This is a genomic window from Corynebacterium hesseae (assembly GCF_037850265.1).
Lineage (GTDB): Bacteria > Actinomycetota > Actinomycetes > Mycobacteriales > Mycobacteriaceae > Corynebacterium > Corynebacterium hesseae.
Genome location: NZ_CP137211.1, coordinates 2,453,249 through 2,478,414, shown reverse-complemented (window position 1 = coordinate 2,478,414; position 25,166 = coordinate 2,453,249). Strand labels below are relative to the sequence as shown.

The 25,166-nt window shown below is 62.1% G+C and carries 21 protein-coding genes; 17 read left to right on the top strand and 4 right to left on the bottom strand.

The features are described from left to right. Positions 1 to 294 precede the first annotated feature (294 nt). Positions 295 to 1,407, bottom strand: coding sequence for an ABC transporter substrate-binding protein (locus R3O64_RS11615; protein ID WP_070532059.1), 1,113 nt, complete (start codon positions 1,405 to 1,407; stop codon positions 295 to 297). Between the two features lie 161 nt (positions 1,408 to 1,568). On the opposite strand from R3O64_RS11615, the gene R3O64_RS11610 reads away from it, so the two are divergent. From R3O64_RS11610 to exaC, 8 genes are all read left to right on the top strand, one after another. Continuing rightward, the gene (locus R3O64_RS11610; protein WP_232755653.1) at positions 1,569 to 2,498 is read left to right on the top strand and encodes a FecCD family ABC transporter permease; all 930 of its coding nucleotides are present in this window, start codon (positions 1,569 to 1,571) and stop codon (positions 2,496 to 2,498) included. Beyond that, positions 2,495 to 3,502 (top strand): FecCD family ABC transporter permease, encoded by a 1,008-nt coding sequence (locus R3O64_RS11605; protein WP_083299193.1) that lies wholly within the window; start codon positions 2,495 to 2,497, stop codon positions 3,500 to 3,502. The genes R3O64_RS11610 and R3O64_RS11605 overlap by 4 nt, the downstream gene beginning before the upstream one ends. 58 nt (positions 3,503 to 3,560) lie before the next feature. After that, complete coding sequence (locus R3O64_RS11600; RefSeq protein ID WP_339017562.1) at positions 3,561 to 4,301, top strand: ABC transporter ATP-binding protein; 741 nt, start codon at positions 3,561 to 3,563, stop codon at positions 4,299 to 4,301. A 229-nt stretch (positions 4,302 to 4,530) separates the two neighbouring features. Continuing rightward, entirely contained in the window at positions 4,531 to 6,375 is a 1,845-nt protein-coding gene (dnaK, locus tag R3O64_RS11595; RefSeq protein WP_070624196.1) for a molecular chaperone DnaK, read from the top strand. Positions 6,376 to 6,378: 3 nt separating this feature from the next. Continuing rightward, the gene (grpE, locus tag R3O64_RS11590; RefSeq protein WP_070532063.1) at positions 6,379 to 7,059 is read left to right on the top strand and encodes a nucleotide exchange factor GrpE; all 681 of its coding nucleotides are present in this window, start codon (positions 6,379 to 6,381) and stop codon (positions 7,057 to 7,059) included. 133 nt (positions 7,060 to 7,192) lie between these two features. Continuing rightward, positions 7,193 to 8,398 carry a molecular chaperone DnaJ gene (gene dnaJ / locus R3O64_RS11585; protein WP_070624194.1) on the top strand — a complete coding sequence of 402 codons (1,206 nt, stop codon included), beginning with the start codon at positions 7,193 to 7,195 and terminating at the stop codon, positions 8,396 to 8,398. A gap of 13 nt (positions 8,399 to 8,411) precedes the next feature. Continuing rightward, entirely contained in the window at positions 8,412 to 8,834 is a 423-nt protein-coding gene (locus tag R3O64_RS11580; RefSeq protein WP_070523924.1) for a heat shock protein transcriptional repressor HspR, read from the top strand. Positions 8,835 to 9,153: 319 nt separating this feature from the next. Further along, the gene (gene exaC, locus R3O64_RS11575) at positions 9,154 to 10,674 is read left to right on the top strand and encodes an acetaldehyde dehydrogenase ExaC (RefSeq protein ID WP_070532076.1); all 1,521 of its coding nucleotides are present in this window, start codon (positions 9,154 to 9,156) and stop codon (positions 10,672 to 10,674) included. Between the two features lie 27 nt (positions 10,675 to 10,701). Here the strand turns inward: exaC and R3O64_RS11570 are convergent, their stop codons facing one another. Next, on the bottom strand, positions 10,702 to 11,814 hold the full coding sequence (locus R3O64_RS11570; RefSeq protein WP_232755641.1) for an alpha/beta hydrolase: 1,113 nt from the start codon (positions 11,812 to 11,814) through the stop codon (positions 10,702 to 10,704). Between the two features lie 35 nt (positions 11,815 to 11,849). Next, a complete protein-coding gene (locus R3O64_RS11565) occupies positions 11,850 to 12,110 on the bottom strand; it encodes a hypothetical protein (protein ID WP_339016955.1) in 261 nt (86 codons plus the stop codon). A gap of 101 nt (positions 12,111 to 12,211) precedes the next feature. Between R3O64_RS11565 and R3O64_RS11560 the strand changes: the two genes are divergently transcribed. Then, entirely contained in the window at positions 12,212 to 13,021 is an 810-nt protein-coding gene (locus tag R3O64_RS11560) for a carbon-nitrogen hydrolase family protein (RefSeq protein WP_144269185.1), read from the top strand. A 31-nt stretch (positions 13,022 to 13,052) separates the two neighbouring features. Here the strand turns inward: R3O64_RS11560 and R3O64_RS11555 are convergent, their stop codons facing one another. Then, a complete protein-coding gene (locus R3O64_RS11555) occupies positions 13,053 to 14,252 on the bottom strand; it encodes an FAD-binding oxidoreductase (RefSeq protein ID WP_070523629.1) in 1,200 nt (399 codons plus the stop codon). 168 nt (positions 14,253 to 14,420) lie between these two features. Between R3O64_RS11555 and R3O64_RS11550 the strand changes: the two genes are divergently transcribed. The 8 genes from R3O64_RS11550 to R3O64_RS11515 all read left to right on the top strand — a co-directional run bounded on the left by R3O64_RS11550 (position 14,421) and on the right by R3O64_RS11515 (position 25,068). After that, the gene (locus tag R3O64_RS11550) at positions 14,421 to 15,791 is read left to right on the top strand and encodes a sodium:glutamate symporter (protein ID WP_339016954.1); all 1,371 of its coding nucleotides are present in this window, start codon (positions 14,421 to 14,423) and stop codon (positions 15,789 to 15,791) included. A gap of 204 nt (positions 15,792 to 15,995) precedes the next feature. Then, positions 15,996 to 17,390, top strand: coding sequence for a hypothetical protein (locus R3O64_RS11545; protein ID WP_339016953.1), 1,395 nt, complete (start codon positions 15,996 to 15,998; stop codon positions 17,388 to 17,390). A 313-nt stretch (positions 17,391 to 17,703) separates the two neighbouring features. Continuing rightward, positions 17,704 to 20,265 carry an ATP-dependent chaperone ClpB gene (clpB, locus tag R3O64_RS11540; RefSeq protein ID WP_339016952.1) on the top strand — a complete coding sequence of 854 codons (2,562 nt, stop codon included), beginning with the start codon at positions 17,704 to 17,706 and terminating at the stop codon, positions 20,263 to 20,265. Between the two features lie 85 nt (positions 20,266 to 20,350). Continuing rightward, a complete protein-coding gene (locus R3O64_RS11535; protein ID WP_339016951.1) occupies positions 20,351 to 21,202 on the top strand; it encodes a sulfurtransferase in 852 nt (283 codons plus the stop codon). 61 nt (positions 21,203 to 21,263) lie between these two features. Beyond that, on the top strand, positions 21,264 to 22,487 hold the full coding sequence (locus R3O64_RS11530; protein ID WP_339016950.1) for a hypothetical protein: 1,224 nt from the start codon (positions 21,264 to 21,266) through the stop codon (positions 22,485 to 22,487). Positions 22,488 to 22,596: 109 nt separating this feature from the next. Further along, the gene (pyrE, locus tag R3O64_RS11525) at positions 22,597 to 23,142 is read left to right on the top strand and encodes an orotate phosphoribosyltransferase (RefSeq protein ID WP_070523611.1); all 546 of its coding nucleotides are present in this window, start codon (positions 22,597 to 22,599) and stop codon (positions 23,140 to 23,142) included. Continuing rightward, positions 23,135 to 23,809 (top strand): TrmH family RNA methyltransferase, encoded by a 675-nt coding sequence (locus R3O64_RS11520; RefSeq protein ID WP_144015117.1) that lies wholly within the window; start codon positions 23,135 to 23,137, stop codon positions 23,807 to 23,809. Before pyrE ends, R3O64_RS11520 begins: the two co-directional genes overlap by 8 nt. A gap of 62 nt (positions 23,810 to 23,871) precedes the next feature. Then, positions 23,872 to 25,068, top strand: a complete 1,197-nt coding sequence (locus tag R3O64_RS11515) for a glycoside hydrolase family 76 protein (RefSeq protein WP_144015118.1) — start codon at positions 23,872 to 23,874, stop codon at positions 25,066 to 25,068. The last annotated feature ends 98 nt before the right edge of the window (positions 25,069 to 25,166 follow it).

The window sequence follows — 25,166 nt, the reverse complement described above, 5'->3', positions numbered from 1 at the left end:
CAGTCTGTGTGAAAAGAGGTGCTTATTTAACGCTGGCGTACACAACCGGTGGCCGATCGGAAGAACGACGCTGCCTAATGAAGTGAGCATTCATGTGCGACCACCCTTCTTGCGTGTGGGGAGCAGCCAGGCAACGGCCTGGCCTGATTAGCGAGAAATCGGTGACCTTGATATGGCCCGCCGCACAGAAATCGTAGACGTGTAACCCATCTCGCTTACATGAAAGCTAGCCCCTTAAGTTGGGGTGAGTCAATCCCACAGGTGTTGTTTTGAGGGGAGGGTGCTACCCCCGTGTTAGTGGCTGAGATAGTCCGCGAGATCTGACGCGATTTTCTGTGCGCCCAGAGGCCCCAAGCCGAGTGCCCACGTATCGTCGCTGACCTCGATGGCATGGCCGTCTTTGACCGCAGGTAGCCGTTGGAACGCCGCGGTAGAAACGGCGGTGTCTTGGCCGGTGGCGGAGGGATCTCCGTAGCTGCAGTAGAAGATGTAGTCGGCGTCCGCTTGGTCAATGTTCTCCGGCGAGATTTCCGCAGCGAGCTCTTCGATGTCCTGGTTGGCGGGGCGGGCGAGGCCGGCGTCATCAAGCACCGTTCCAATGAGTGAAAGGCGCCCGTAGAGGCGTACCTTGCCCGGCATGAAGCGCAGAATGGTGACGGTGGTGTCTTCGCTAGCTGGCCCGTCCTCAATGACCTTCTTTACTTCTTCGATCTTCTTGTCATAGTCGGCCATGACTTGTTCGGTGCGCTCCTCTTCTCCGAGGGCTTCGCCGATGAGTCGGAAGTTTTCTTTCCAGGTGTATCCAGGACGGATCGAGAAAACGGTAGGTGCGATGGAATTGAGCTGGTCATAGTGCTTATCCATGCGCAGCTGCGAGCCGATGATGAGGTCGGGGTTGAGCGAAGCAATCTTTTCCATATTGACTTCGTTGATCGTGCCTACCGTTTCGATGTCACTTGCTTTGTCGGCCATGTAATCCGGGACGGGATTCTGGCCCTTGGACGTGGTCATGCCGACTGGCTTCATGCCGAGTGCTAGGACGGAATCGAGTTCGCCGCTTTCTAGAACAACCACCCGTTGTGGCTTTTCTTTGAGTTCGGTCGTTCCGCGTGCATGCGTGACCGTGCGTGGGAATTGACCAGGGGCTGCATCGCTGCCAAAGCTTTGGCTTTTCTCTCTCGCCCCGGCAAAGCCTTCGCCTCCGGTGGCCACGGAGTCATTTCCCGAGGCTGAATTGGAGTTTCCTGATTCTTTCCCGGACGGTGAGGACGCAGGGTTAGAAGCGTCAGCGTTTGAGTTGGTGTTTTCGAGGCTGGCGCAGCCGGTGAGCGCTAGCGCTGCGGTAAGACCAACAGCAGTGAGGCGGAGGAGAGGGGTGCGGGGTGCGATTTTCTTTCGAATGTTCATAAAAGGTAGCCTAACCTAAATTAGGTCGAGCTAAGGAAACGTGAGCATATGAAGATATTTGGGTGGTGTCGGTGATTGAGCAGGGGTTGCGCGCCGGAAAGAGAAATACCCGGCGTCTTGGTTGGGTAGTAGTTGCTGGCCTTGCCATTCTCTGTATCGGCGTGGCGCTGTCACTGGCGTTGGGCGCGCGTAGCATTCCCTTCAGCGACGTGTTGGCCGCCCTTCGGGGACAGCCTGGTATAGCTTCCTCGATCGTGTGGGAGAGGCGTCTTCCCCGTACACTCGTTGCTGTTTGCGCAGGCTGTGCTTTGGCCCTCGCTGGTGCAGTTCTGCAGATCATGACGCGCAACCCTTTGGCAGATACCGGAGTTTTCGGGATTAACGTAGGCGCCAGCTTGGCCGCCGCCATTGCTCTGGGCTGGTGGGGGTGGCAATCACCTTTTGCGTTTTCGCTCGCAGCCATCATCGGTGCGGCGGTGACCATGCTGCTGGTCACCGCGGTCGGGCGTGGCAGAGCGGGCGATGTTGATCCGCTGAGACTGATTCTTGCAGGCGTAGCCATCGGGGCGGTATGTGAGGGCCTGTCCTCCGCGCTGATCCTGATAGATCCTCACGCCTTTGCAAGAATCCGTGCTTGGGTGACGGGCTCCGTTGACGTTGCTTCGTGGACGCCAGTGGTGATTGCCTTCGGCGGACTGGTGGTAGGCGTGGTGCTACTGATTGTCTTTGCTCGCCACTTGCCGCCCCTTGCTCTGGGGGATGACGTTGCGGCGAGTCTCGGCATTAACCTCAAACTGACTCGTTTGGGGCTTGTCGCGGCGGTAACGGTGTTGGCTGCTACCGCCACCGCAGCGGCGGGGGTGATTGTGTTCGTTGGACTAGTTATCCCGCATGTTGTCAGGCTGTGCGGGATATACGAAGAGCGGGCACAGCTTGTCGCCGCTGCCGTGGTGGGGCCTTTGTTTTTATTGGGCGCCGATATTGTGGGCCGCTACCTCACTGCTGCTGAGTTGCCGGCTGGCGTCACGGTGTCGCTCATTGGTGCCCCAGTATTGATTGCGCTGTCCCATCGCGCTGGAAGGAGGCTGTGATTGTGAGCGTGAGAAGTGTTTTGTCCTTTGCGGGCATTGTGATCGTCGCGCTGGCTATTGCTGCCTATTCGCTCTTCTCGCCTGGTGCCGGGCAGGATAGTGCAGCGTTGTGGTCCGTGGCTACGAATCCCAATAGCACTGACTTTGCAGCCACCGTCGTGTGGCAATGGCGTGCTCCGCGGGTGGTTGCCGCGATTGTCGTAGGAATGTGTTTGGGCATAGCGGGCGCCATCTTTCAGATCCTCACCCACAATCCGCTGGGGTCACCCGACATTATCGGGTTTAATACCGGTGCCTATACCGGTGTCATCGCGGTCTCCTTGGCGAGCTTTAGCTCCGCATTCAACATTGCGCTAGGCGCGTTGGTGGGTGGGACTATCACTGCGTTACTCATCATGGGGCTTTCATTTGCCGGAAGGCTCACGGGAGCAAGGCTGGTTGTGGTGGGGATTGGAGTGACGTTCTTCCTTTCAGCAATAAACAAGTGGTTGATTCTTAGTGGTGAGTTGGAGCAGTCCCTAGGTGCGGCGACTTGGGCTGCTGGAACATTGAATGCTGTGTCCTGGGCGCGAGTTATTCCATTGGGGGTGCTGGGAGGCGCGGCGTGCGTCGCTGGGTTGCTGCTGCGTGGCTGGTGTGACGCGCTTGCCCTGGGGGATAGCACGGCGAGTGCGTTGGGGTTGAACGTGAGTCGTGCACGTGTGGTGATGGTTCTGGTTGGCACAGTTCTTGTCGCTGTATCGACGGCGATAGCGGGCCCAATCTCATTTATTGCCCTCGCGGCCCCACATATGGCTCGGTTGCTCTCGCGTCCAGACAGGACGCCGGTGTTGCTCTCTGGAGTCCTCGGTGCACTTTTCTTGCTCGCTGCCGATTTAGCAGGGCAGCGGCTGTTTTTCCCAATTACTCTGCCTGCCGGTCTTATTACGGTCTGCGCCGGTGGCATCTACCTGGCGGGTTTGCTGCTGTGGCAATCCCGATCTGCCGGAATGAAAGGTCAGTAAAGTGAACCAACTAAAAGTATGTGACGGTGCGCCGAGCGTGCGGGCTGAGGGGGTGAGCATGTCCTATGGGAGGACTGCCCCGTTAATTCTCGACTCGGTGGATGTGTCTTTTCCGGCCGGGAAATTTTCTGCCATTATCGGCCCCAATGGTTGTGGAAAATCCACTTTGGTGAAGGTGTTGGCGCGGTTGGAAATGCCGAACGCGGGCGCGGTGTGCATTGGCGAAGAAGATGCAGCCGCATTCTCTCGGCGTAGCTACGCTCGGCGCGTCGCCGTGATGTCGCAGCAATCCATAGCTCCCGAAGGGATCAATGTCAGGGAACTGGTTGCGCGCGGGCGATTCGCCCACCAAGGATTTATGGGGTGGAGGAGCCAGGAGGACGAGCGTGCCGTTAGTCGTGCGCTAGCAAGGGTGGGCCTTGAACAACTGGAGACGGCCGAGGTAGCGGCGTTGTCTGGCGGTCAGCGTCAGCGTGCTTGGTTGGCCATGGCCCTCGCCCAGGAAACGCCTGTGCTCTTCTTGGATGAGCCAACGAGCGCGCTTGACATTGGATACCAGCATTCCTTCATGCGGCTGATGCGGCAGCTGGCAGGAAGCAAAACCCTTATTGCGGTCATTCATGATTTGGCGCATGTATTGCGCTATGCGGATCACGTCGTGGCGATGAAAGATGGAACGGTGCGGGACGCGGGCGTGCCGCGCGAGGTAATCACCCCTGCCCTTATTGAGGAACTCTATGGGCTGTCAGTCCGCGTTGTAGATGTGGACGGTGAGCCGGCAATCGTCCCTGTAGGGTGAGTCTCCGCCAAACCGGGTTTGTTTTCCCAGCGTGTTGGCGATAAATAAAAAAGTTGAGTCGATCGGGAACAACTTTGAGTTTGCCTGCGTTGTGTAGGTTGAGTGACCGGCGCTCAGGTTTGGATGACTTTGAGTGTCGCTTCTGTTAGAGTCGCTGACTGGACGCGGCAGAAGTTGAGTCGCGCACTATCAACTTAAAACAAACCCCAACACGCAAGGAGAAAAGATTATGGGACGCGCAGTAGGAATTGACCTTGGTACCACCAACTCGGTTGTATCCGTGCTGGAAGGTGGCGAGGCAACCGTTATCGCTAACTCCGAGGGTTCCCGCACCACCCCGTCCGTCGTGGCTTTTGCCAAGAACGGCGAAATTCTCGTTGGCCAGTCCGCCAAGAACCAGGCGGTCACCAATGTTGACCGCACCATTCGCTCCGTCAAGCGCCACATCGGCACCGACTGGACCATCGATATCGATGACAAGAAGTACACCCCGCAGGAGATTTCGGCCCGCACGCTCATGAAGCTGAAGCGCGACGCCGAGGCTTACCTGGGTGAGGACGTTACCGACGCCGTCATTACCGTCCCGGCTTACTTCGAGGATTCCCAGCGCCAGGCCACCAAGGAGGCCGGCCAGATTGCAGGCCTCAACGTCCTGCGTATCGTTAACGAGCCGACTGCCGCCGCGCTGGCCTACGGCCTGGAGAAGGGCGAGCAGGAGCAGACCATCCTGGTCTTCGACCTCGGTGGCGGTACCTTCGACGTCTCCCTGCTGGAGATCGGTGATGGCGTGGTTGAGGTCATGGCTACCGCTGGTGACAACCAGCTCGGTGGTGACGACTGGGACCAGCGCATCGTCGACTGGCTCGTCGATAAGTTCAAGGCTTCCCAGGGCGTTGACCTGACCAAGGATAAGCGCGCTGTCCAGCGCCTGCGTGAGGCTGCTGAGAAGGCCAAGATTGAGCTGTCCTCCTCCCAGTCCGCCAACATCAACCTGCCGTACATCACGGTGGACTCTGAGAAGAACCCGCTCTTCCTGGATGAGACCCTGTCCCGCACCGAGTTCCAGAAGATCACCCAGGACCTCCTGGACCGCACCAAGGAGCCGTTCAACCAGGTCATCAAGGATGCTGGCCTGTCCCTGTCCCAGGTTGACCACGTGGTCCTCGTCGGTGGTTCCACCCGTATGCCGGCCGTGTCCGATCTGGTCAAGGAGATGACCGGCAAGGACCCGAACAAGGGCGTTAACCCGGATGAGGTCGTGGCAGTCGGCGCTGCTCTCCAGGCAGGCGTGCTGCGCGGTGAGGTTAAGGACGTGCTGCTTCTCGACGTCACCCCGCTCTCCCTCGGCATCGAGACCAAGGGTGGCGTGATGACCAAGCTCATCGAGCGCAACACCACCATCCCGACCAAGAAGTCCGAGACCTTCACCACGGCTGATGACAACCAGCCTTCCGTGCAGATTCAGGTCTACCAGGGTGAGCGCGAGATGGCTTCCGCCAACAAGCTGCTCGGCTCCTTCGAGCTCGGCGGCATTGCCCCGGCACCGCGTGGCGTGCCGCAGATCGAGGTCACCTTCGACATCGACGCCAACGGCATCGTCTCCGTTTCCGCTAAGGACAAAGCCACCGGCAAGGAAAACACCATCAAGATCCAGGATGGTTCCGGCCTGTCCCAGGAGGAGATTGACCGCATGGTCAAGGACGCCGAGGCACATGCTGAGGAAGACAAGAAGCGCCGCGAGGAGCAGGAGACCCGCAACCAGGCGGAATCCACCTCCTACCAGACCCGCAAGTTCATGGATGAGAACTCCGACAAGCTGCCGGAGGACCTCAAGACCCGCGTGACCGAGGCTGCTGACGCCGTCGATGAGGCGCTGAAGGGCGATGACATCGAGGCAATTAAGTCGGCCGTCGAGAAGCTCGGCACCGAGTCCCAGGAGCTGGGCAAGGCCCTGTACGAGGCACAGGCTGCTGAGGCGGGCGCCGAGGGTGCCGCTGCTGGCGACGCCGCTGGTGACCCGAACGTCGTCGACGCCGAGGTTGTCGACGAGGACGACGAGAACAAGGAGAAGTAAACCATGACCTCCCCTCAGGACCCGGGCAACCCGGCCAATACCGACCCTGAGGCAACCTCCGCTGAGGCTGCGGAGGCTGCCGCCGCCGAGGCCGCTTCTGCCGACGGCGCCGTGGATGACGCCACGGCGAACACCGCTGAGGCAGAGGCCGCGGTAGAGGACGCCGCCCGCGACATCACCGATGAAGCGGCCGCGGGTGAGGAGACCGTTGCGGAAAACTCCTTGGAAGCTCAGCTCGCTGAGCGCACCGAGGACCTGCAGCGCCTCAACGCGGAGTACACCAACTACCGCCGCCGCACCGAGCGCGACCGCCAGGCCGTGATCGAGACCACCAAGGCCAAGGTCTTGGCAGACTTCCTGCCAATCCTTGATGACATGGAGCTCGCTCGCCAGCACGGTGACCTCAACGAGGGCCCGCTCAAGGCCATCGCGGACAAGCTCACGGGCGTGCTGACCAAGAACCAGCTGACCCCGTTCGGCGCCGAGGGCGATGCCTTCGACCCCGAGGTGCACGAAGCGGTCCAGGACTTGTCCACCGGTGACGAGCAGGTCATCGGCACGGTTCTGCGCCGCGGCTACACGGTGGGGGAGCGCGTTGTGCGCACCGCCATGGTGATTATCGCCGACCCTGCAGAGTCAGCCGATACCGCTGAGAGTCCGGATAGCTCGGACAACGCAGAATAGGTATTGCAGGTGGCGTCAGGGCTCAATGTTCCTTGGCGCCACTCTTCTTTTCTCTACTTAGTTAGCTTTTTACTTAGCAAAAAATCTTAAAACCCAACCATGAATCGACTCTCCTGAAAGGAGGAGATGCCCAGTGAACGCTAAGCCAGAATGGGCAGACAAGGATTATTACGCGGATCTGGGGGTCTCCTCATCCGCTACCGCCGAAGAGATTAAGCACGCTTACCGCAAGCTGGCCCGCCAGAACCACCCCGATGCCAACCCGGATAACCCCGCGGCGGCGGAGAAATTCAAGCAGGTGGCTGAGGCCTATGACGTGCTCTCAGATAAAGCGACCCGCAAGGACTATGACCAGTTCAAGGCCATGATGCGCGGCGGTGGCTTTGGACGGAGAGGAGGCGCCGGGTTTCCCGGCGGGTTTCGATCCACGCACATGGGTGGACCGGGTGCGCAAGAATTTGACATCTCGGACATCTTCGGAGGATCCGCTCGAGGAGCGTCTCAAGGCGGCGGTCTTGGGGATATCTTCGGTGGCGTTTTCAACCGCGGCGGTGGTGCTGGCCACACAGCTCGGCCGTCGCGGGGGGCCGACGTCGAAACGCAAATAACCCTCGACTTCCGCGAGGCAGCAAAGGGAACCACCATCCCGCTGCAGCTCAGCGGCGAAGCTCCCTGCACCACGTGCCACGGCTCCGGTTCAAAGAGCGGCAAGCTGACGACGTGCTCGACGTGCGATGGCACCGGTTTCACCTCTGAGCAGCGCGGTACCTTCGGTTTCTCGGCGCCGTGCACGGATTGCGATGGCACCGGCCAGCGCGCCGAGGACCCGTGCGCTGATTGCTCCGGTTCCGGAACGGTGCACCGCACCCGCTCGATCACGGTGCGCATCCCCGCAGGCGTGATCGATGGCCAGAAGGTACGCCTTGCCGGCCAGGGCGAAGCTGGCCCGAATGGCACGCCGTCTGGTGACCTCTTCGTGGCGGTCACGGTAAAACCCGACAAGGTCTTCACCCGGGAGGGCGATGACCTACACGTCACCGTCCCTGTCTCCTTCGCGGAGCTGGCCTTGGGCGACACCATTACGGTGCCGACCCTCGATTCACCCGTGCGCGTGAAGGTACCGGCGGGCACTCCCGACGGCCGCACGTTGCGAGTGAAGGGCCGCGGTGTGGCCAAGCGCGGCGGCAAGGCCGGTGACCTCATGGTGACCGTACAAGTTACGGTGCCCTCCACCCTGGATGCTGCTGCCTCCTCGGCGCTGCGCAATTACGCGCAGGCGGAGAAGGACTCGGGCTTCGATCCGCGCGCCGGCTGGGCCGGCAACACGGTAGCCCGCTAGGAGGAGGTGCGTGATGAGCAAAGACAGGATGAACCGAAGCGATGCGGCGCAGCCCAAGGCGATGTACGTCATCTCCGTGGCTGCGGAACTGTCTGGCATGCATGCTCAAACCCTGCGCACGTATGACCGGATGGGGTTGGTCTCCCCGGCCCGCACCTCCGGCGGTGGGCGCCGCTATTCCGAGAGCGATATCGAGCTTTTGCGCAAGATCCAGACGCTCTCGCAGGATGATGGTGTGAACTTGGCTGGTATCAAGTCCATCATCGAGCTGACCGCGGAGCGTGACCGCCTCGCCGCCGAGCGTGATGAGTTGCAGGCCGAAGTTGAGCGCTTGCGCAGCCAGGTGCGGCCATCGCGCGGCGAGCTGGTCCACGTACCGCGTTCGACATCCGTGGTGATGTGGAAGCCGCGTCGCAACCGACGCCGCGACAGCTAGGCACTTCCCCCTCCCTTGTGGGAGGGGGTTCTCCTGTTTTGGGGCCCAGCCAGCCCTGCTCGGCCTGAGGCCGCGTGCTCTTCGCCTAAAAAGTGCCGTTGTTGCCAAAGTTCTTGTTCAAAATTGCTCTGGGCCTTCGAACTTTGGCAGCAAGGCGCCTTTGGTCAACGACCCCAAAAGCTTTCCTCATTGAAAACGTGAGTTTGGCAATACTTATCGCTACACTCGCGTCCAGAGTTGTGCCGCCCGTCACGTGTAGATGCGATTGTGCGTGCGGCCACCGTTACGGTACTGAATCCATGAGAAAGGCACTAGGCACATGACTTTGTACGCAAACCCAGGCACCCCTGATGCCATCGTCAACTTCCGCGAGCGCTATGACAACTACATCGGCGGCGAGTGGGTACCGCCGGTCGATGGTGAGTACATGGACAACATCACCCCGGTGACCGGTGAGGTTTTCTGCCAGGTGGCCCGAGGTAAGGAAGCAGACATCAACTTGGCCATCGATGCCGCGGAGAAGGCTTTCGAGACTTTCGGCAAGACCACCCCGGCGGAGCGCGCGCTCCTGCTGCATCGCATCGCGGACCGCATCGAGGAAAACCTGGAGAAGATCGCCGTCGCGGAAACCTGGGAGAACGGCAAGGCTGTGCGCGAGACCCTCGCCGCCGATATCCCGTTGGCTGTTGATCACTTCCGCTACTTCGCCGGCGCCATCCGCGCACAGGAGGGCCGCCTGTCCCAGATCGACCAGGACACCGTGGCTTATCACTTTCACGAGCCGCTGGGTGTGGTGGGGCAGATTATCCCGTGGAACTTCCCGCTGCTGATGGCGGCGTGGAAGATTGCACCGGCGCTGGCCGCAGGTAACACCATCGTGATGAAGCCGGCTGAGCAAACCCCGGCATCGATTCTGCTGCTCATTGAGATTATTGAGGACCTCCTGCCGAAGGGCGTGCTCAACATCGTCAACGGCGTCGGCGAAGAAGCTGGCGTGGCTCTGTCCACCTCGGAGCGCATCGCCAAAATCGCCTTTACCGGCTCCACCCCGGTGGGCAAGATCATCAACAAGGCTGCTGCGGACAAGGTCATCCCCGTCACGCTGGAGCTCGGCGGCAAGTCACCGTCCATCTTCTTCGCGGACATCATGGACAAGGACGATGCCTACCTGGAGAAGTGCGTGGAGGGCTTTGTCATGTTCGCCCTCAACCAAGGCGAGGTCTGCACCTGCCCGTCCCGCGCATTGATCCACGAAGACATCGCGGACAAATTCCTAGAACTGGCGGTGGAGCGCGTAAAGAAAATCAAGATTGGCCACCCGCTCGATACCGAAACGATGATGGGCGCGCAGGCCTCCCAGGAACAGATGGACAAGATCACCGAATACCTTGAGGTGGGCCCGAAGGAGGGTGCGGAAACTCTCGTCGGCGGCCACGTGAACAAGGTGGAGGGCCTGGAAAACGGCTACTACATTGAGCCGACCGTCTTCCGCGGCACCAATGACATGCGCATCTTCCGCGAGGAAATCTTCGGACCGGTGCTCTCCGTGGCCACGTTCAAGGACTTCGAGGAAGCCATCCAGATAGCCAACGACACCAACTTTGGCCTTGGCGCCGGTGTGTGGTCGCGCCACCAGAACACCTGCTACCGCGCCGGGCGAGAAATCCAGGCCGGCCGCGTGTGGGTGAATCACTACCACGTCTACCCGGCGCACAGCGCCTTCGGCGGCTACAAGGAGTCTGGCATCGGACGCGAGAACCACCTCATGATGCTGTCCCACTACCAGGAGACGAAGAACATGCTGGTGTCCTACTCTGAGGAGCACGCCGGCCTCTTCTAAAAGGCAGCAACCCCACGTGGCTGCCTACTAATAGCGTCGTGCGATGATGCCCAGACCCCGCAGGAATGCGGGGTCTTTCCAATAGGAGCCATGATCGCCCGGAAGTCCGCTAGCACCTGGCAGAGGTGTTGCACCGAAGGCGGGGGAGGTGGGATCGGGGCCATGGATGCCACCATGCGGACCGGTGGTAATCGTGATGGGATCCTCGGTGTTCCGCGTGCTCCAGATCCTGCCATGCAATTGCGACGCTCTATCCGCCGAGGCGCCCGGGCTGCCGACGAGCACGACGTCATCCGCAACATAGTCCTGCTGCGCGGCCTTACCTACAACCACCGAGCCATAGGAATAGCCGATGAGGATGTGCTGAGCCCGAGGAAAGCGCTGCCGCAAGGCGCGTTGGAAGCGGCCTAGCTCGGCGGCCCCGCGGCGCGCCGGGTCTTCGTGTGCCGCGCGGGACAATGTGGGCGGGGCGGAGTAGCCAATCCACGCCACCGTAGGCCCATGGGTGGCGCAGGCGATGGCGCGTGCGCGCTCCACCGCAGTGGGCCAGCTCGCTGTAACGGAAGAACCTACCCCGCCCACAAACGTGCTGACCTGGGCGGCCTGTGTGCCGATGTTCTCTGGGTCCACGAGCGCCACCAGCCGCCCAGGGCTGGCCTCGAGCACGGTGACATCAGGGTTAGCCGCGGCCAGAGAGCGAACCTCCTCGCTGGCCATGGTCAGCTGGAGCTCGTGCAACTCGGTCAGCGAGAGGTCGCCGAAATCCTCCAAACGGCTTGGCGGTTGGGCCAGCTCCGGAGTGCACAGGGCGGTGAGTTGGCGGGCGCAGGCCCAATCGAGGACGTCGGCAAGCGCGTCCAACTGCCCCAGCGCCACGCTGGCGGGTTCTGCAAAAGCGGGGACCGAAGCCAGCCGCACAGCGCGTGCGCGCAGCTGTTCAATTCTCTCCTGCAGTGGTGCGTAGAGGCTCAGAATGCGCGCGGCAAGGCGCATCTGCTGCACGGGATTCACCAGATTGTCGCTGGCGCGGTGCAAGGAACGCCGCGCGGCATCGGCGCCAACGCCAGAAATCGCTAGACCTACCCAATGATGGTGCGACGCAGCTATATAACGTTCCAGCTCAGATGCGTTTCGTTCCATCCCTAACGCTTCCAACCGAAGCGCCCCGGCCGCGCTCATTGCGTTCCTTCCAAACGGGAGGAAAGCTCTGCATCAAGACCGTGGGTTAACCCCATGAAATGGTCAAGTTCCTCCAATTGCGTCCGCCGAGCATTTTCGCTGGCCCGCCGGGCGTCCTCCCACTGGGCGCCGAGGAGGGCAAGGGCGCGGGCGGTGCGGGGAGGATCCTGCAAGGACGGAAACGCGGCGGGGCAGGCATGGCCGAAGAGGTAGCGGATCTGCTCGCGGGCAGCCCGGTCAATGTCGAGGTGGTTCATAGCATCGAGACTGCGCCAGCTCTCCTATTGCCGTAAAGGGCGGCCGTCGCGATCCGCGAAATCTGTGGATAACTAGTCCGGGCTCGTCTACCGTGGGCCGCATGAAGGTAGCAGCAGTTCAATTGACCAGTACCGGAGACGTTGAGGACAACCTCGCCGCAGCCCTCGACAAGATTCGGGAAGCCGCGGACAACGGCGCGCAACTTATCGTCCTGCCGGAAGCTACCACCCAGAGCTTTGATTCCGGGCGCCTCGATACGCACGCGGAGGGTCTCGATGGCCCCACCGCCACCGCCGTGCGCGCGCTGGCAGAAGAACTCGGCGTGTACGTGGTGCTGGGAATGTTCGCCCCGGCGGATACCGTCCAACGGGGAGAGAAGACCATTAACCGCGTGGCCAACGTCGCGCTCATCGCGGGGCCGGGCGTCTTCGGCGGCTACGAAAAGATCCACACTTACGACGCCTTCAAGTACAAGGAATCCGATACCGTCCGGCCCGGTGAGTCACTTGTTGTCTTCGACGCCGGGGAGCTTACCGTAGGTGTCGCCACCTGCTATGACATCCGCTTCCCCGAGCAGTTTAAGGAGCTTGCCCGCCAGGGAGCCCAGCTCATCGTCGTGCCCACCAGCTGGGCGGATGGCCCTGGCAAGCTGGAGCAGTGGCGCCTGCTCAGCGCGGCGCGCGCGCTCGATTCCACGACGTATATCTTGGCTGCGGGTCAGGCTCGCCCCGGTGGGGAGGCGAAGGCGGGGGAGGCCTCCGGGCCCACTGGCATCGGGCACTCCGTCCTCGTGGCGCCGGATGGCACGCGCCTCGCGGAGGTGGGCTATGAGCCGGAGATCCTCTACGGCGAGGTGGACCCAGACACCGTGGCGAAGGTTCGTGAGTCCCTCCCCATTCTGGACGCCTAAGCTCCGTGTGCACGCCTAAGCGCTTTAGCGCTTAGGCCCACTGGGACTTCTTCCATGCCGCCCAGGCCTCCCAGTCATCGCCCCACCCGTCAAGCTCCGCGGCGGAGGCCGCCCACTCGTGGCCACGCTGCCAGCTATCCGTGGTGATTGCCTCCTCCGAAACGCCACCGTCGAGCAGCGCCGCGCGCGCTAGTTCGATGCGATCGGCAGGACCGATGAGCACGAAGCGGCGGTCCGTTCCCGCCGCGAGCACCGGTTCCATCGGTTCATTGGCCACCACTGGGTTGAACCCGGCGGCCAGCGGCCGTGCTCCGAGCAGCCAGGGATCCTGCGAATCCCGAACGATGTGCCGCAGAGTGAGCTCCGGAACCAGGGCCTGCAGGTTGGCCTGAAACTCCGTTTCATAGTGCTCGCCCGGCGAGGGGGCCACGGCATAGACCTCGAGCCCGGAGGGGAGGGTGCTCCCCAGGGCGTCGAGAAGCAGCGCCCGGGCGCCTGCCCACCCGGTGCCGAAGGAAATGAGAGTGGTCTCGGAATCGAGCTGCGGTGGCTCACCGGCGGGCATGCCCAGCGTCCACCAATCGCCCGGCTGGGCCTTCGCCAGCATGGAGGAGGCCTCACCCGCCAGCGCAAGGTGGAATGTCAGCTGCCCCGAATCATCGGACGGCGCAGCCGGGGTCAGGGGGCGCCAGGTACCGGGCGTGAGCTGCGAGGTCACCGGTACGTGCTGGCCCGCGCGGTAGTCCAGCGCCATGCCGGATTCCAGACGGACCACAGCGGTGTTCCGGTTAGGCTTGTCCACCGCCACGACCTGGGCGCTGTGAGCAGGGGGAGTGCCGGCGGCATCCGCCTCCTGGGCGGCGCTGCGCATGATTGAACACACGCTGGAAATGGTGCGCGTTGCCACGTCGTGCTGGTGCGGCGTCAGCCCCAGCACCGTAAGCCCCTGCACCAGGGAAGCCTCGAATTTGGGATACACCTCAGGGGGGAAACCGTGGCGGCGATGATCGCGCCCCATCTGCGCTAGGCGCTTGGCGACGTCCCCCCGAACCCCACCGTCCTCCACATTCTCCAGCACCCACGCCAGCGCGGGGGCCAGTGAGGGGTGCGTGTCCTTCATCGACAGGGCAAAGACTTGGCGGGATTCGGCCACGGTGGCAAAAAAGTGCCTGTGTACTGCATCGCGATAGTCCTCGGCATGGTTGCGCAGGTGCTCACCCAATTCCCTCATGCCCGCCCATCCTAGCGCCTGGGGGTAGCGTCAAAACCCCCTAGGGTTATACGTCAGGGGTGGCAAAGCGGGGAGGGAGTTGTAGTGTAATCTACGGTTCATTTCCCGAAAGTGGGTGAGTCTCGTCTCAAGGATGCCGCGATGCGCGGCATGGAAGGAAGATCTCGCATGGAAGATTTCTCTGCGTACACAATCATGACCGACGTGGGCTGGATTTCTTTGCTCATGGTTATCGGCAACGTTTTGCGCCACCAGATCAAGTTCGTATTCCAGGACTTGCTGCTGCCTGCCCCCATCACCGCCGGTCTGCTCGGCTTGCTCTTGGGGCCCAATGTCTTGGGGTGGATCGGTTTTTCCGACAATCTCGGTGATTACACTTCGCTGCTCATCGCCGTGGTCTTTGCCTCCATGGCCTTCTCCATGGAGATGGGCGGCAACATGGGCAAGGGCGCTCGCAACATGTGGGGCTATTCCACCATGATGTTCACCGGCCAGTGGGGCCTGTTCATCATCCTTGGCCTCTTGCTGTTTAAGCCTACTTTCGACACGCCCGACTGGTTCGGCATGATGCTGCCCGTTGGCTTTACCGGCGGTTTCGGTACCGCCGCGGCCGTCGGCGGTGCCTTGGAGGGCGTGGGCGCTGAGGCAGCCTCCTCGCTGGGCTTTACCTCCGCTACCGTGGGTACCTTGGCCGCCATCGTCGGCGGCATCATTGCGGGTAACTGGGGCATCCGCAAGGGCAAGGTTTCGCACGTTCCGAAGCAGCTCCCAGAGGAGCTGCGCCGCGGTTACATCTCGCGCCTGGAGGATCGCCCCTCGCTGGGCCGCGCGACGACGAACCCCTCCGCCATCGAGCCCATCACCCTCCACGTTGGTTTCATCGCCTTGACCGTGATGACCGCCTACGGGATTAACAAGGGCATCGCCTCCATCTGGGAGAACGTCTCCATCCCGCTGTTTGCCATGTCCATGGTCGTGGGCCTGCTCTTCCGCGCCGTGATGAACATGGTGGGTGCTAAGGACTACCTGGATAAGGACACGGTGAGCTCGGTCTCCGGTGCGGCGACTGACTACCTCATTGCCTTTGGTGTGGCGGCCATCGTGCCGGCAGCCGTCGCAGCCTACTGGCAGGCCCTCCTGTTGCTCTTCGTCCTGGGCACCATCTACTGCATCTTCTTCCTGATGTGGTTCCCCGCCGAGTTCTTCGGTGAGCGCTGGATTGAGCGCGGCATCTTCGGCTGGGGCTGGGCCACGGCCACCGTGGCGACAGGCATTGCGATCCTCAAGATCGTGGACCCCAAGCTCAAGTCCGGCACGCTGTCGGAGTACGGCATGGCCTACATCGGCTTCGGCCCCTTCGAGATTTCCTGGACCATCATCGCTCCGCTGGCCGTCATGTACGGCTTCACCGCTGGCTTTGGCTGGATCTCCCTGGGCATCGCGGTGGTCATCTACCTCGTGTTCAAGTTCACCGGAATGATGCCGCCGCGCGGAACCATCTTCAAGGAAGGCATCGGGCACGTCGGCTCATCGAAGTAGACGCTAAAGCCCTTCGCGCGCAATCCCCCAGGCCGTGGCCTGGGGGATTGTTTTATTGGTAGGGGTGTGACTTGACTGAAGGGGAGCTTGTTGAACACATTGCTCTTTAACTGAAGATAGGGGTAAAATTAAGAAGTTATTAGCGTGGCGCTCGCACAGTGTCTGCCTTTCTTCCTCTATGTGAGCGCAAACTTAGGAAGCCGTATGCATTTTCTTTATGAAGACTCACTTCGTGAGCGTGTACTCGAGTCTGCGCTTCATATCGGAGCTGCGGAGGGAGATGAGGCCATCTCCGTCGAATCCGTGGCCAAGCTGGCGGAGCTTAGTGCTGATCAGGTGCTTGCGGAGTTTCCTGACCGCGAGGCCATCGTGCGGGCGATCCCCGAATATGTGACTGACCGCAAGGTCAAGTTTCTTGAGGAAACGCTCGATGCGGCCCCAGGCTACGCCGATCTTTTTACCAAACTGACAACTTTTACTGAGGCCTATTACGAGTATGCCGAGCGTGAGCCGGAGCTGTTCCGCTACCTCTTTGAAAAGAAGGCCTATGTCTTCGAGGATGAATGGCAGGCTCTCTTGCAGGGCAATTTGACCTATAACCGGACCTTGGACCTGATCTACGAAAGCATTTCGCTCATCGCGACGGAGGGAAAACTCCAGGTTGGAAGCGATGTGTGTTTCGAATCGGTGGCAAAGTTCAGCGTTGCTACCTTGGCCACTGTTCATGGCATGGCGCACCTCAGCGTTCTCGGCGTACTGCGGCACCAACACTCGGTGGTGCGGCGCTTCAACCTGCGCGAGGTATGCAAGGCGCTCATCGGAACCCTGTTCAAGGCGGCAGAGTCGCTAGAAATGCCGAGCCTGCGCAATCCGATGCAGGATTACCGTGCGATGCTCGCCGGCTTTGTTCCGGACCGCGATCCAGCTCTCGATATCTCTGCGATTGAGGATTTACAGAAGCTTCCTGCGGAACGCGCGCGCATGGCCGTCATGGAACGCGCTATCCAGCTGGCGGCGCGCGACGGGCTGAAGGCAGTGACCATCGAGAACGTGGCCGAGTACTTCGAGGTCTCCGATGTGTTCATTGCTTCGTTGGTGGACAATGACTTCGTGCTGCGTGAATCCGTGGATCAGGAAACCGACTGTGAGCTGGAAGCCCGCAGCCTCTACCTCCTAGAGCAGCTGCCGGAGGATGCATCGGCCGTCGACAAGCTCCTGTGCGTAGCGGTGGCCTACTTCGATTACGCGGTGACCTACCCCGAACGTTATAGCGCCTGCATCGCCGCTGCCTCTGGGTCCGTGGTGCCGCTGAGTGCGGATGGCGAGGAACAGACCAAGATGGGTGTGTCCTTCGCATTGTTGATGCGTTTTGCCCGCGAAGCGCTGCGGGAGGCCGGGTACGAACCGGAGGATCGCCTGGTTTATATCAAGAACTTCACCCTGTGGGCCGGTGCTGACGGCATGTGCCACCTAGCTTCTATGGGTGAGTTCCGTGGTATCGACCTCGAGGAAAAGTGGTCCATCTATTACTTTGTGACGGGCGTGGTCCTAGCGACCTTTGCCTACGATCTTCCCGGCAAGCAGCCGCAGACTATCTAGCCCGTTTAATCGTAGATAAACGTAGATAAACACCGGCTCTTCCGTTCTGCTGAATCCAGCAGGGCAGAGGGGTCGGTTTTCTTGTGCCCACGGCGTGCCAGGATAGGCGGCGTGTCAGTAAAGGCACGCCATATCAGCGGAAAAGGGAAACTTGAGTGTGAGCCGATCAACCTGGCGTAGACATGGAAATTTAAAAAAGTTCTAGTTGAGTGGAACAGACTCAAGTTCTGTGGCGTTATAGACAGTGAAGCTTCCTTCGCCACTGTTGTTGCGGGAAGGTTTGGACAAACAGTAGAAACGGAGAAACGCAACAATGAGTTCTTTTAACCCCACCACTAAAACTCAGGAGGCCCTGCAGCAAGCGCTGCAGACGGCCTCCGCCAACGGTAACCCGGACATCCGCCCGGCACACCTCTTAGCAGCCATCCTTGAGCAGAAGGACGGCATTGCCGCCCCGGTGCTCAAGGCCACCGGTGTGGATCCGGAGACGGTGCTCAAAGAGGCGCGCCAGCTTATCGACGCCCTCCCGAAGGCCGAGGGCGCCAACATGGCGAACCCGAACTTTAACCGCGACGCCCTCAACGTCTTGACCCGTGCCCAGGAGCTGGCCGGCGAGCTCGGTGATGAGTTCGTCTCCACCGAGGTTCTGCTCGCAGCTATTGCGGGTTCCAAGTCGGATGCCGCCGAGCTGCTGACCTCCCGCGGTGCCACCTATGACGCGCTCAAGGGCGCTTTCCCCTCCGTGCGCGGCGCGGCCAAGGTGACCTCGGAGAACCCCGAGGAGCAGTTCCAAGCATTGGAGAAGTACGCCACGGACCTCACCGCACGCGCCCGCGAGGGCAAGATTGACCCGGTCATCGGCCGCGATCAGGAGATCCGCCGCGTGGTCCAGGTGCTTAGCCGTCGCACGAAGAATAACCCGGTGCTCATCGGTGAGCCCGGCGTGGGTAAGACCGCCATCGTGGAGGGCCTGGCCCGCCGCATCGTGGCGGGTGACGTCCCGGAATCCCTCAAGGGCAAGACGCTGCTGAGCCTGGACCTCGGCTCCATGGTCGCCGGCGCGAAGTACCGCGGCGAGTTCGAGGAGCGCCTCAAGGCCGTGCTCGATGAGATTAAGGCTTCCGATGGGCAGATCATCACCTTCATCGATGAGCTGCACACCATCGTGGGCGCTGGTGCCACCGGTGAAGGTTCCATGGATGCCGGCAACATGATTAAGCCCATGCTGGCCCGCGGCGAGCTCCGCCTAGTCGGTGCTACCACCCTCGACGAGTACCGCAAGTACATCGAGAAGGACGCCGCCCTGGAGCGCCGCTTCCAGCAGGTCTACGCCGCCGAGCCTTCCGTGGAGGACACCATCGGTATCCTCCGTGGCCTCAAGGAGCGCTACGAGGTGCACCACGGCGTGCGCATCCAGGACTCAGCCCTGGTCTCTGCCGCGGAGCTCTCGCACCGCTACATCACCAACCGCTTCCTGCCGGATAAGGCCATCGACTTGGTCGATGAGGCCGGCTCCCGCCTGCGCATGGAGATTGACTCCTCCCCGCAGGAGATCGATGAGCTGGAGCGCATCGTCCGCCGCCTCGAAATTGAGGAGCTGGCCCTGAAGAAGGAATCGGACGCCGCCTCGAAGGACCGCCTGGCAGCCCTTCAGCAAGAGCTGGCGGATGAGCGCGAGAAGCTCGGCGAGCTCAAGGCCCGCTGGGCCAATGAGAAGAAGGCCATCGATGATGTGCAGACCATCAAGGAACAGCTGGAGGATCTGCGCCGCCAGGCCGAGATTGCGGAGCGCGATGGCGACCTAGCGCTGGCCTCCGAGATCAACTACGGCAAGATGCCGCCGCTGGAGAAGGACCTGGCTGCGGCCGAGGAGAAGGCGAAGCAGCAGCACAACACCATGCTCACTGAGGAGGTCACTCCGGATACCATCGCGGAGGTCGTCTCCGCTTGGACAGGCATCCCGGCCGGCAAGATGCTGCAGGGTGAGACCGAGAAGCTGCTCAACATGGAGTCCGTGTTGGGTGAACGCGTGGTAGGCCAGAAGGAGGCCGTCACCGCGGTGTCCGACGCCGTTCGCCGCGCCCGTGCCGGTGTGGCTGATCCCAACCGCCCGACCGGTTCCTTCCTCTTCCTCGGCCCCACAGGCGTGGGTAAGACGGAGCTGGCGAAGGCTCTGGCGGACTTCCTCTTTGACGATGAATCCGCCATGGTCCGCATCGACATGTCCGAGTTCGGTGAGAAGCACTCCGTGGCCCGCCTCGTCGGTGCCCCTCCGGGATACGTGGGCTACGACGCCGGCGGTCAGCTCACGGAGGCGGTGCGACGCCGCCCGTACACGCTGGTGCTTTTCGACGAAGTCGAGAAGGCCCACCCGGACGTCTTCGACGTGCTGCTCCAGGTGCTCGATGAAGGCCGCCTGACCGATGGCCAGGGCCGTACCGTGGACTTCCGCAACACGGTCATCATCCTGACCTCGAACCTGGGTGCCGGCGGCACCAAGGAAGAGGTCATGGAGGCGGTCAAGCGCAGCTTCAAGCCGGAGTTCATCAACCGCCTCGATGATGTCGTGATGTTCGAGCCGCTGACCTCGGATTTGCTCACCGGCATCGTGGACATTCAGCTCAAGGGCTTGGCCGAGCGCCTGTCCGGCCGCCGCCTGACGCTGAACGTGTCCGACGCCGCCAAGCTGTGGCTGGCGGAGCGCGGCTATGACCCGGCCTACGGTGCCCGCCCGCTGCGCCGCCTGATCCAGCAGGCCATCGGTGACCAGCTCGCCAAGAAGCTCTTGGCCGGTGACATCGTGGACGGCGATACCGTGCACGTTGACGTCGCCGATGGCGGCGAGCACCTCGACCTGTCTGCCCGCACCGCGTAATCCGCCGACTAAGCGGTGAGCGCTAATTGCGCTCACCGCGCTCACCGGTCGCCAGCACCCGCTCATGCCCCTATGATCTGGGGGCATGAGCATTTTGATCTCCCCTCACGAGCTGAGTGAGAAGATTTACCGCGGTGACAAGACGACCATCCTCGCTTCCCTCTGGGCCCCAGGGGAAGGCGAGGCCTTCAATCTTTTTTCTTCCCTTCACATTCCAACCGCCCAGTACGCGGACGCCGCGTCAGCCTTCGTGGGCCTGCCGGGCTCCAAGGTCGGACGCAACCCACTCCCACAGACCGAGAAGATTCAAGAGTGGATCGATCACTGGGGCCTGCGTGAGGATAGCGAGGTCGTGGTCTACGACGAAGGCCGCGGCCTCTTCGCCGGCCGCGCGTGGTGGACGCTGCGCTGGGCGGGCATCCATAACGTCCGCATTCTCGACGGCGGCCTGTCCAACTGGCGCGCCCAGGCAATGCCCACGCTCACCGGCCCGGGCAACCTGGGCATGACCTCGAACCTTAAAGTGAAGCCGGGCTCGATGCCCACGGCCACCATCGATGAAGTCAAGGAACACAAGGGCCTGCTTCTCGACGTTCGCACGCGCAACCGCTTCGCCGGCCGCCGCGAAAACCTCGACTTGAAGGCCGGCCACATCCCGGGCGCGGTTAACCTGCCCGAGCGCCTCTTCCACACGCAGGACATCACCGTGTGGAAGTCCAAGGAAGAAATCCTGGAAATCCTTGATCAGCACGGCGTGACCAAGGAGAACGTGGACGGCGCCATCATCTACTCCGGTTCCGGCAACCACTCCGCGCTCACCATTGCCGTTCTGGAGCACGTGGGCTTTACCGGCCTGCGCCACTTCGTTGGCGGCTGGTCACAGTGGTCGGCCAATCCTGCCAATCCCGTGGAGCGCGGGGACCGCGAGCACGTCTAGAATCCGCGCGTGACCAGCGTGCCAGCGCCTATCGGGCGCGCCGGGCGATTAGAGTCGGTCAATGATGCCTTTCGTACTCTTATCCCTCGCCGCCCTCGCGCTCGCGGCTGGTCTCATCGTGCTCTGGTTGGATCAGCGCCAGCGTGCCGCACACTCCGCCGGTGACGCAGCAACCGACACCGTCACCGATACTGACGCCTCTGCCGACGTTATTGCCACCGATTCCGCCGACGGCGCAGCCGATGCCGCGGCCCCTGAATCCGCCGAGCCCGAGGCCGAACCTGTACACGCCGAAGAACCCGAGCCCACAGTAGAGCCCGCCATCGCAACCGAGCCGGAAACCACCCCAGAGCCTGAGGCAGAGCCGGCCGTAGAAGCAAGCGCAGAACCGGCACCAGCGCACAGCTTTGCCGAGCGCGCAGAGCGCGCCAGGCACCTCGTGCCGGGCAGCGCCCGCCGCGAGCGCAAGGCCTTTGGCCAGCAGCGCGGCTGGGAATACATCAAGCACGATTCCTACTTGGCCGATGAGTGGACCCGCGGCGCCGCCGCCCGCGGCCAGGAACCCCGGGATATCGTGGCCGGAAGCGTCCGCGGCCATGAGACGCTGCTCTTCGACATGGGCTCAATCCCCGTCATGGCCATGCGCACCGGCGCGGCCTCCGACATTGTTGTGGATTTCCGCCGAGCAGGCGAGGAAGCGGAGAACCATTCTGAGGATCTGGTGTACGTGCGTGAGGAGGAAGGCTTCGAGGTCTTCGCCACCGACGCCGGCGTGGGACAGCGCCTCATCGATGCCCGCGTCACCGACGCGCTGAGCCGCCTTCCCGCCGAGGTGACCGCCGTGTGGATGGAGGGGGAGTGGGCGCTTGCCCAGACCACCCGGCAGGCGCGCAGCGCAGAGTGGGAAGAGCTGCTCGAGCCACTGGCCACGCTCGCCGATTCCGCCCGCGTGCTCCCACCGCGCTCCGAGGCTGCCCAAGTGCTGCGCGTTGATGAGCTCGACCCCAGCCGCGATATCCCGGAGCCCCCGCAGCCGGAGCCGACCGGGCCCACGGCAGTTCCGGATCGTGATGACTCCCTCGACACCCCTACCATCCAGCGCCCTACCGAGCCGGTGGTCATGCCGAGCCGCACCACCAGCGAGGCCCGCGGCACCATCGACCATTCCAGCTTGGGTGCGGACGAGGTAGACGCGATTGCCGACGGCCACGAACACCCCGCACCCGAAAACAACCAGGCCCGCCTCCCACGCCGTTTCGACGGCGGCTCCTCCATCTTCGACTAGACCTGCCGGCCCGGCACCAGCACTAGTCGCGGGCAACCGTGCGGCAAGAGGGTAAACTACAGGGCGGATTTTTCAAGGCTATAAAGCCACAGACTTTAAGGAGCGAGCGATGAGCCTGGATCAGCAGAAGAAGCAACGCCTAGCAGAGCTGGTGAAGGAGCTGGCCGTCGTCCACGGCAAAGTCACGTTGTCCTCCGGCAAGGAGGCCGATTACTACGTGGACCTGCGCCGCGCCACCCTGCAGCACGAGGCCTCGCGACTTATCGGCGCGCTGCTGCGTGAGCTCACCGCCGACTGGGACTACGCCGCCGCCGGCGGTCTGACCATGGGCGCAGACCCGGTCGGGTTGGCCATCATGCACGCCGATGGCCGCGATATCGATGCCTTCGTCGTCCGCAAGGAAGCCAAGAAGCACGGCATGCAGCGCCAGATCGAGGGCTTTAACGTTGAGGGCCAGAAGGTGCTCGTCGTCGAGGACACCACCACGACCGGCAACTCCCCACTGACCGCAGTGAAGGCGCTGCGCAAGGCAGGCGCCGAAGTCGTCGGCGTGGCCACCGTGGTGGATCGCAACACCGGTGCTGGCGATGCCATCGCCGCCGAGGGCTTGGAGTACCGCTACCTGCTGGGCCTTGAGGACCTCGGCCTTGCCTAAGCCCGAGGAAGAAGCGGAAGCCAAGGGGCCTACCGAATGGAATGAGGGCCGCCACGGTGTTGGCCCTTGGGAGGGCCCGCTCCCGCAGGGCCCGGAGGCGGAGAAGTACGATCCCGAGCTGCTCGCGGAGGGGGATCGTCGCAACGTCGTCGACGCCTACCGTTACTGGACGCGCGAGGCGATCCGGGAGGACATCGATAAGCGCCGGCATGCCCTGCACATCGCCATCGAGAACTTCGAGAACGATTCCAACATCGGCACCGTGGTGCGCACCGCCAACGCCTTTGCTGTCGACACCGTCCACATCGTGGGCCGGCGCCGCTGGAACCGGCGCGGTGCCATGGTGACCGACAGGTACCAGCACCTCATGCACCACGCGAACGTCAGCGATCTGATGGCCTGGGCTGCCGACCAAGGCCTCACCGTCGTGGCCATCGATAACACCCCCGGGTGCGTTCCACTGGAGACCGCGGAATTGCCCGAGCGCTGCCTGCTCCTCTTCGGGCAGGAGGGTCCGGGGGTGAGCCCAGAGGCACAAGATGCGGCGCTGATGACCTGTTCCATCGCGCAATTTGGTTCGACTCGCTCCATCAACGCGGGCGTGGCCGCAGGCATCGCCATGCATGCGTGGATTCGCCAGCATGCGGATTTATCAAAAGCTTGGTGAGATCCTGCACACTGTGTTTACATCTAGGTAACGAATTCACATTTAAGAATGATGAGACAACAGTGTTAGAGAAATGGTCCCACCGCGCTGACCTCGCGGAGACAGCCATCAATGAGCGCCACGCGCAAGCCGTGTGGGGCTTGCCCCGTACCAACCTTGCCGTGGTGAGTTGGCCACCCACCACCAAAGAATCGCTCTTTGTGCACTGGCATTATTGGTGGCAGGCGCACTATTTGGACTGTCTTGTCGACGCCGCCTTGCGCAAGAACACCAAGGCCCGCCGCGCGCGCATTTCCGATACCATCCGCGGCATCCACGTGCGCAACCTCCGTGCGCTGACGAAGAACCGCTACTACGACGACAAGGCCTGGATGGCCCTGGCTATTTCCCGTGCCGGTGAGCTGAAGAAGCAGCGCCCCTACAAGAAGCTGGGCGCCCTGCAGCACAACATCCGCGATGGCATCGATTCCCAGGTGGGCGTGCTGCCGTGGCGCGAGGGCGAGACCTTCCTCAACGTTCCCTCCAACGGGCCGGGCGCTATCATGCTCGCCCGCATGGGGCGCGTGGATGAGGCCCGCCACATCGTGGACTGGATCTACGACCACCTGATCGATGACGATGGCTTCGTCATGGACGGCATCCGCATGCGCATGGACGGGCAGGAAATCGTTCGCAACATCCACCCCTACTGCCAGGGCGTGGTGCTCGGTGCTTGCTTGGAGATTGTGCTGGCGCTGCGGAAGCAGACGGGCCTGCGCTCCGTGGAGGACATCGACACCATTCATGAGGCCGAGCTCGCCGCGGACATGATGGATTACACCACCCGGATCCGCGGCCTCGTCCAAGCGGTGGCCACGGGAATGGCAACGTATACGGGTGTCATTGATTGGCAGACTGGCGACGGCGACGGCGGCCTCTTCAAAGGCATCCTTGCTCGCTACCTGGCTGACGTGGCGGTGCGCCTGCCGGGGGATTCCCCGGCTAACCGCGCAACGAAGAAGTTGGCCGCGCGGCTGGTGACGGCCTCGGCGGAATCCGTGTGGGAACACCGCCTTGAGGTGGATGGTCTGCCCATTTTCGGCTCCGACTGGACCGCGGATGCGAAGCTGCCCCACAATTACGGTTTTGGGCCTTCCTCCTTGGGCCAAAAGGTGGGCATTATCCGCGTGGCTGAGCGCGATTTGTCCGTTCAATTGTCCGGTTGGATGTTGTTGGAAGCCTGCACCCGAATTGTGAAGTACAAGTCAGAATCCGCCTGACGGCAGAATATGCCCAGCTCAAAGGGCTGTTTGAGCCCGTGGGAGCCGGGGTTTAAGTGAGGTCACACCGCTTCTCGCGGCGGAAAACCACAATAACA

Coding starts and splice junctions, on each gene's coding strand:
- R3O64_RS11615 (WP_070532059.1), bottom strand. CDS start 1,407: ATGAACATTCGAAAGAAAATCGCACCCCGCACCCCTCTCCTCCGCCTC.
- R3O64_RS11600 (WP_339017562.1), top strand. CDS start 3,561: ATGTCCTATGGGAGGACTGCCCCGTTAATTCTCGACTCGGTGGATGTG.
- dnaK (WP_070624196.1), top strand. CDS start 4,531: ATGGGACGCGCAGTAGGAATTGACCTTGGTACCACCAACTCGGTTGTA.
- grpE (WP_070532063.1), top strand. CDS start 6,379: ATGACCTCCCCTCAGGACCCGGGCAACCCGGCCAATACCGACCCTGAG.
- R3O64_RS11580 (WP_070523924.1), top strand. CDS start 8,412: ATGAGCAAAGACAGGATGAACCGAAGCGATGCGGCGCAGCCCAAGGCG.
- exaC (WP_070532076.1), top strand. CDS start 9,154: ATGACTTTGTACGCAAACCCAGGCACCCCTGATGCCATCGTCAACTTC.
- R3O64_RS11570 (WP_232755641.1), bottom strand. CDS start 11,814: ATGGAACGAAACGCATCTGAGCTGGAACGTTATATAGCTGCGTCGCAC.
- R3O64_RS11565 (WP_339016955.1), bottom strand. CDS start 12,110: ATGAACCACCTCGACATTGACCGGGCTGCCCGCGAGCAGATCCGCTAC.
- R3O64_RS11560 (WP_144269185.1), top strand. CDS start 12,212: ATGAAGGTAGCAGCAGTTCAATTGACCAGTACCGGAGACGTTGAGGAC.
- R3O64_RS11555 (WP_070523629.1), bottom strand. CDS start 14,252: ATGAGGGAATTGGGTGAGCACCTGCGCAACCATGCCGAGGACTATCGC.
- R3O64_RS11550 (WP_339016954.1), top strand. CDS start 14,421: ATGGAAGATTTCTCTGCGTACACAATCATGACCGACGTGGGCTGGATT.
- R3O64_RS11545 (WP_339016953.1), top strand. CDS start 15,996: ATGCATTTTCTTTATGAAGACTCACTTCGTGAGCGTGTACTCGAGTCT.
- clpB (WP_339016952.1), top strand. CDS start 17,704: ATGAGTTCTTTTAACCCCACCACTAAAACTCAGGAGGCCCTGCAGCAA.
- R3O64_RS11535 (WP_339016951.1), top strand. CDS start 20,351: ATGAGCATTTTGATCTCCCCTCACGAGCTGAGTGAGAAGATTTACCGC.
- R3O64_RS11530 (WP_339016950.1), top strand. CDS start 21,264: ATGATGCCTTTCGTACTCTTATCCCTCGCCGCCCTCGCGCTCGCGGCT.
- pyrE (WP_070523611.1), top strand. CDS start 22,597: ATGAGCCTGGATCAGCAGAAGAAGCAACGCCTAGCAGAGCTGGTGAAG.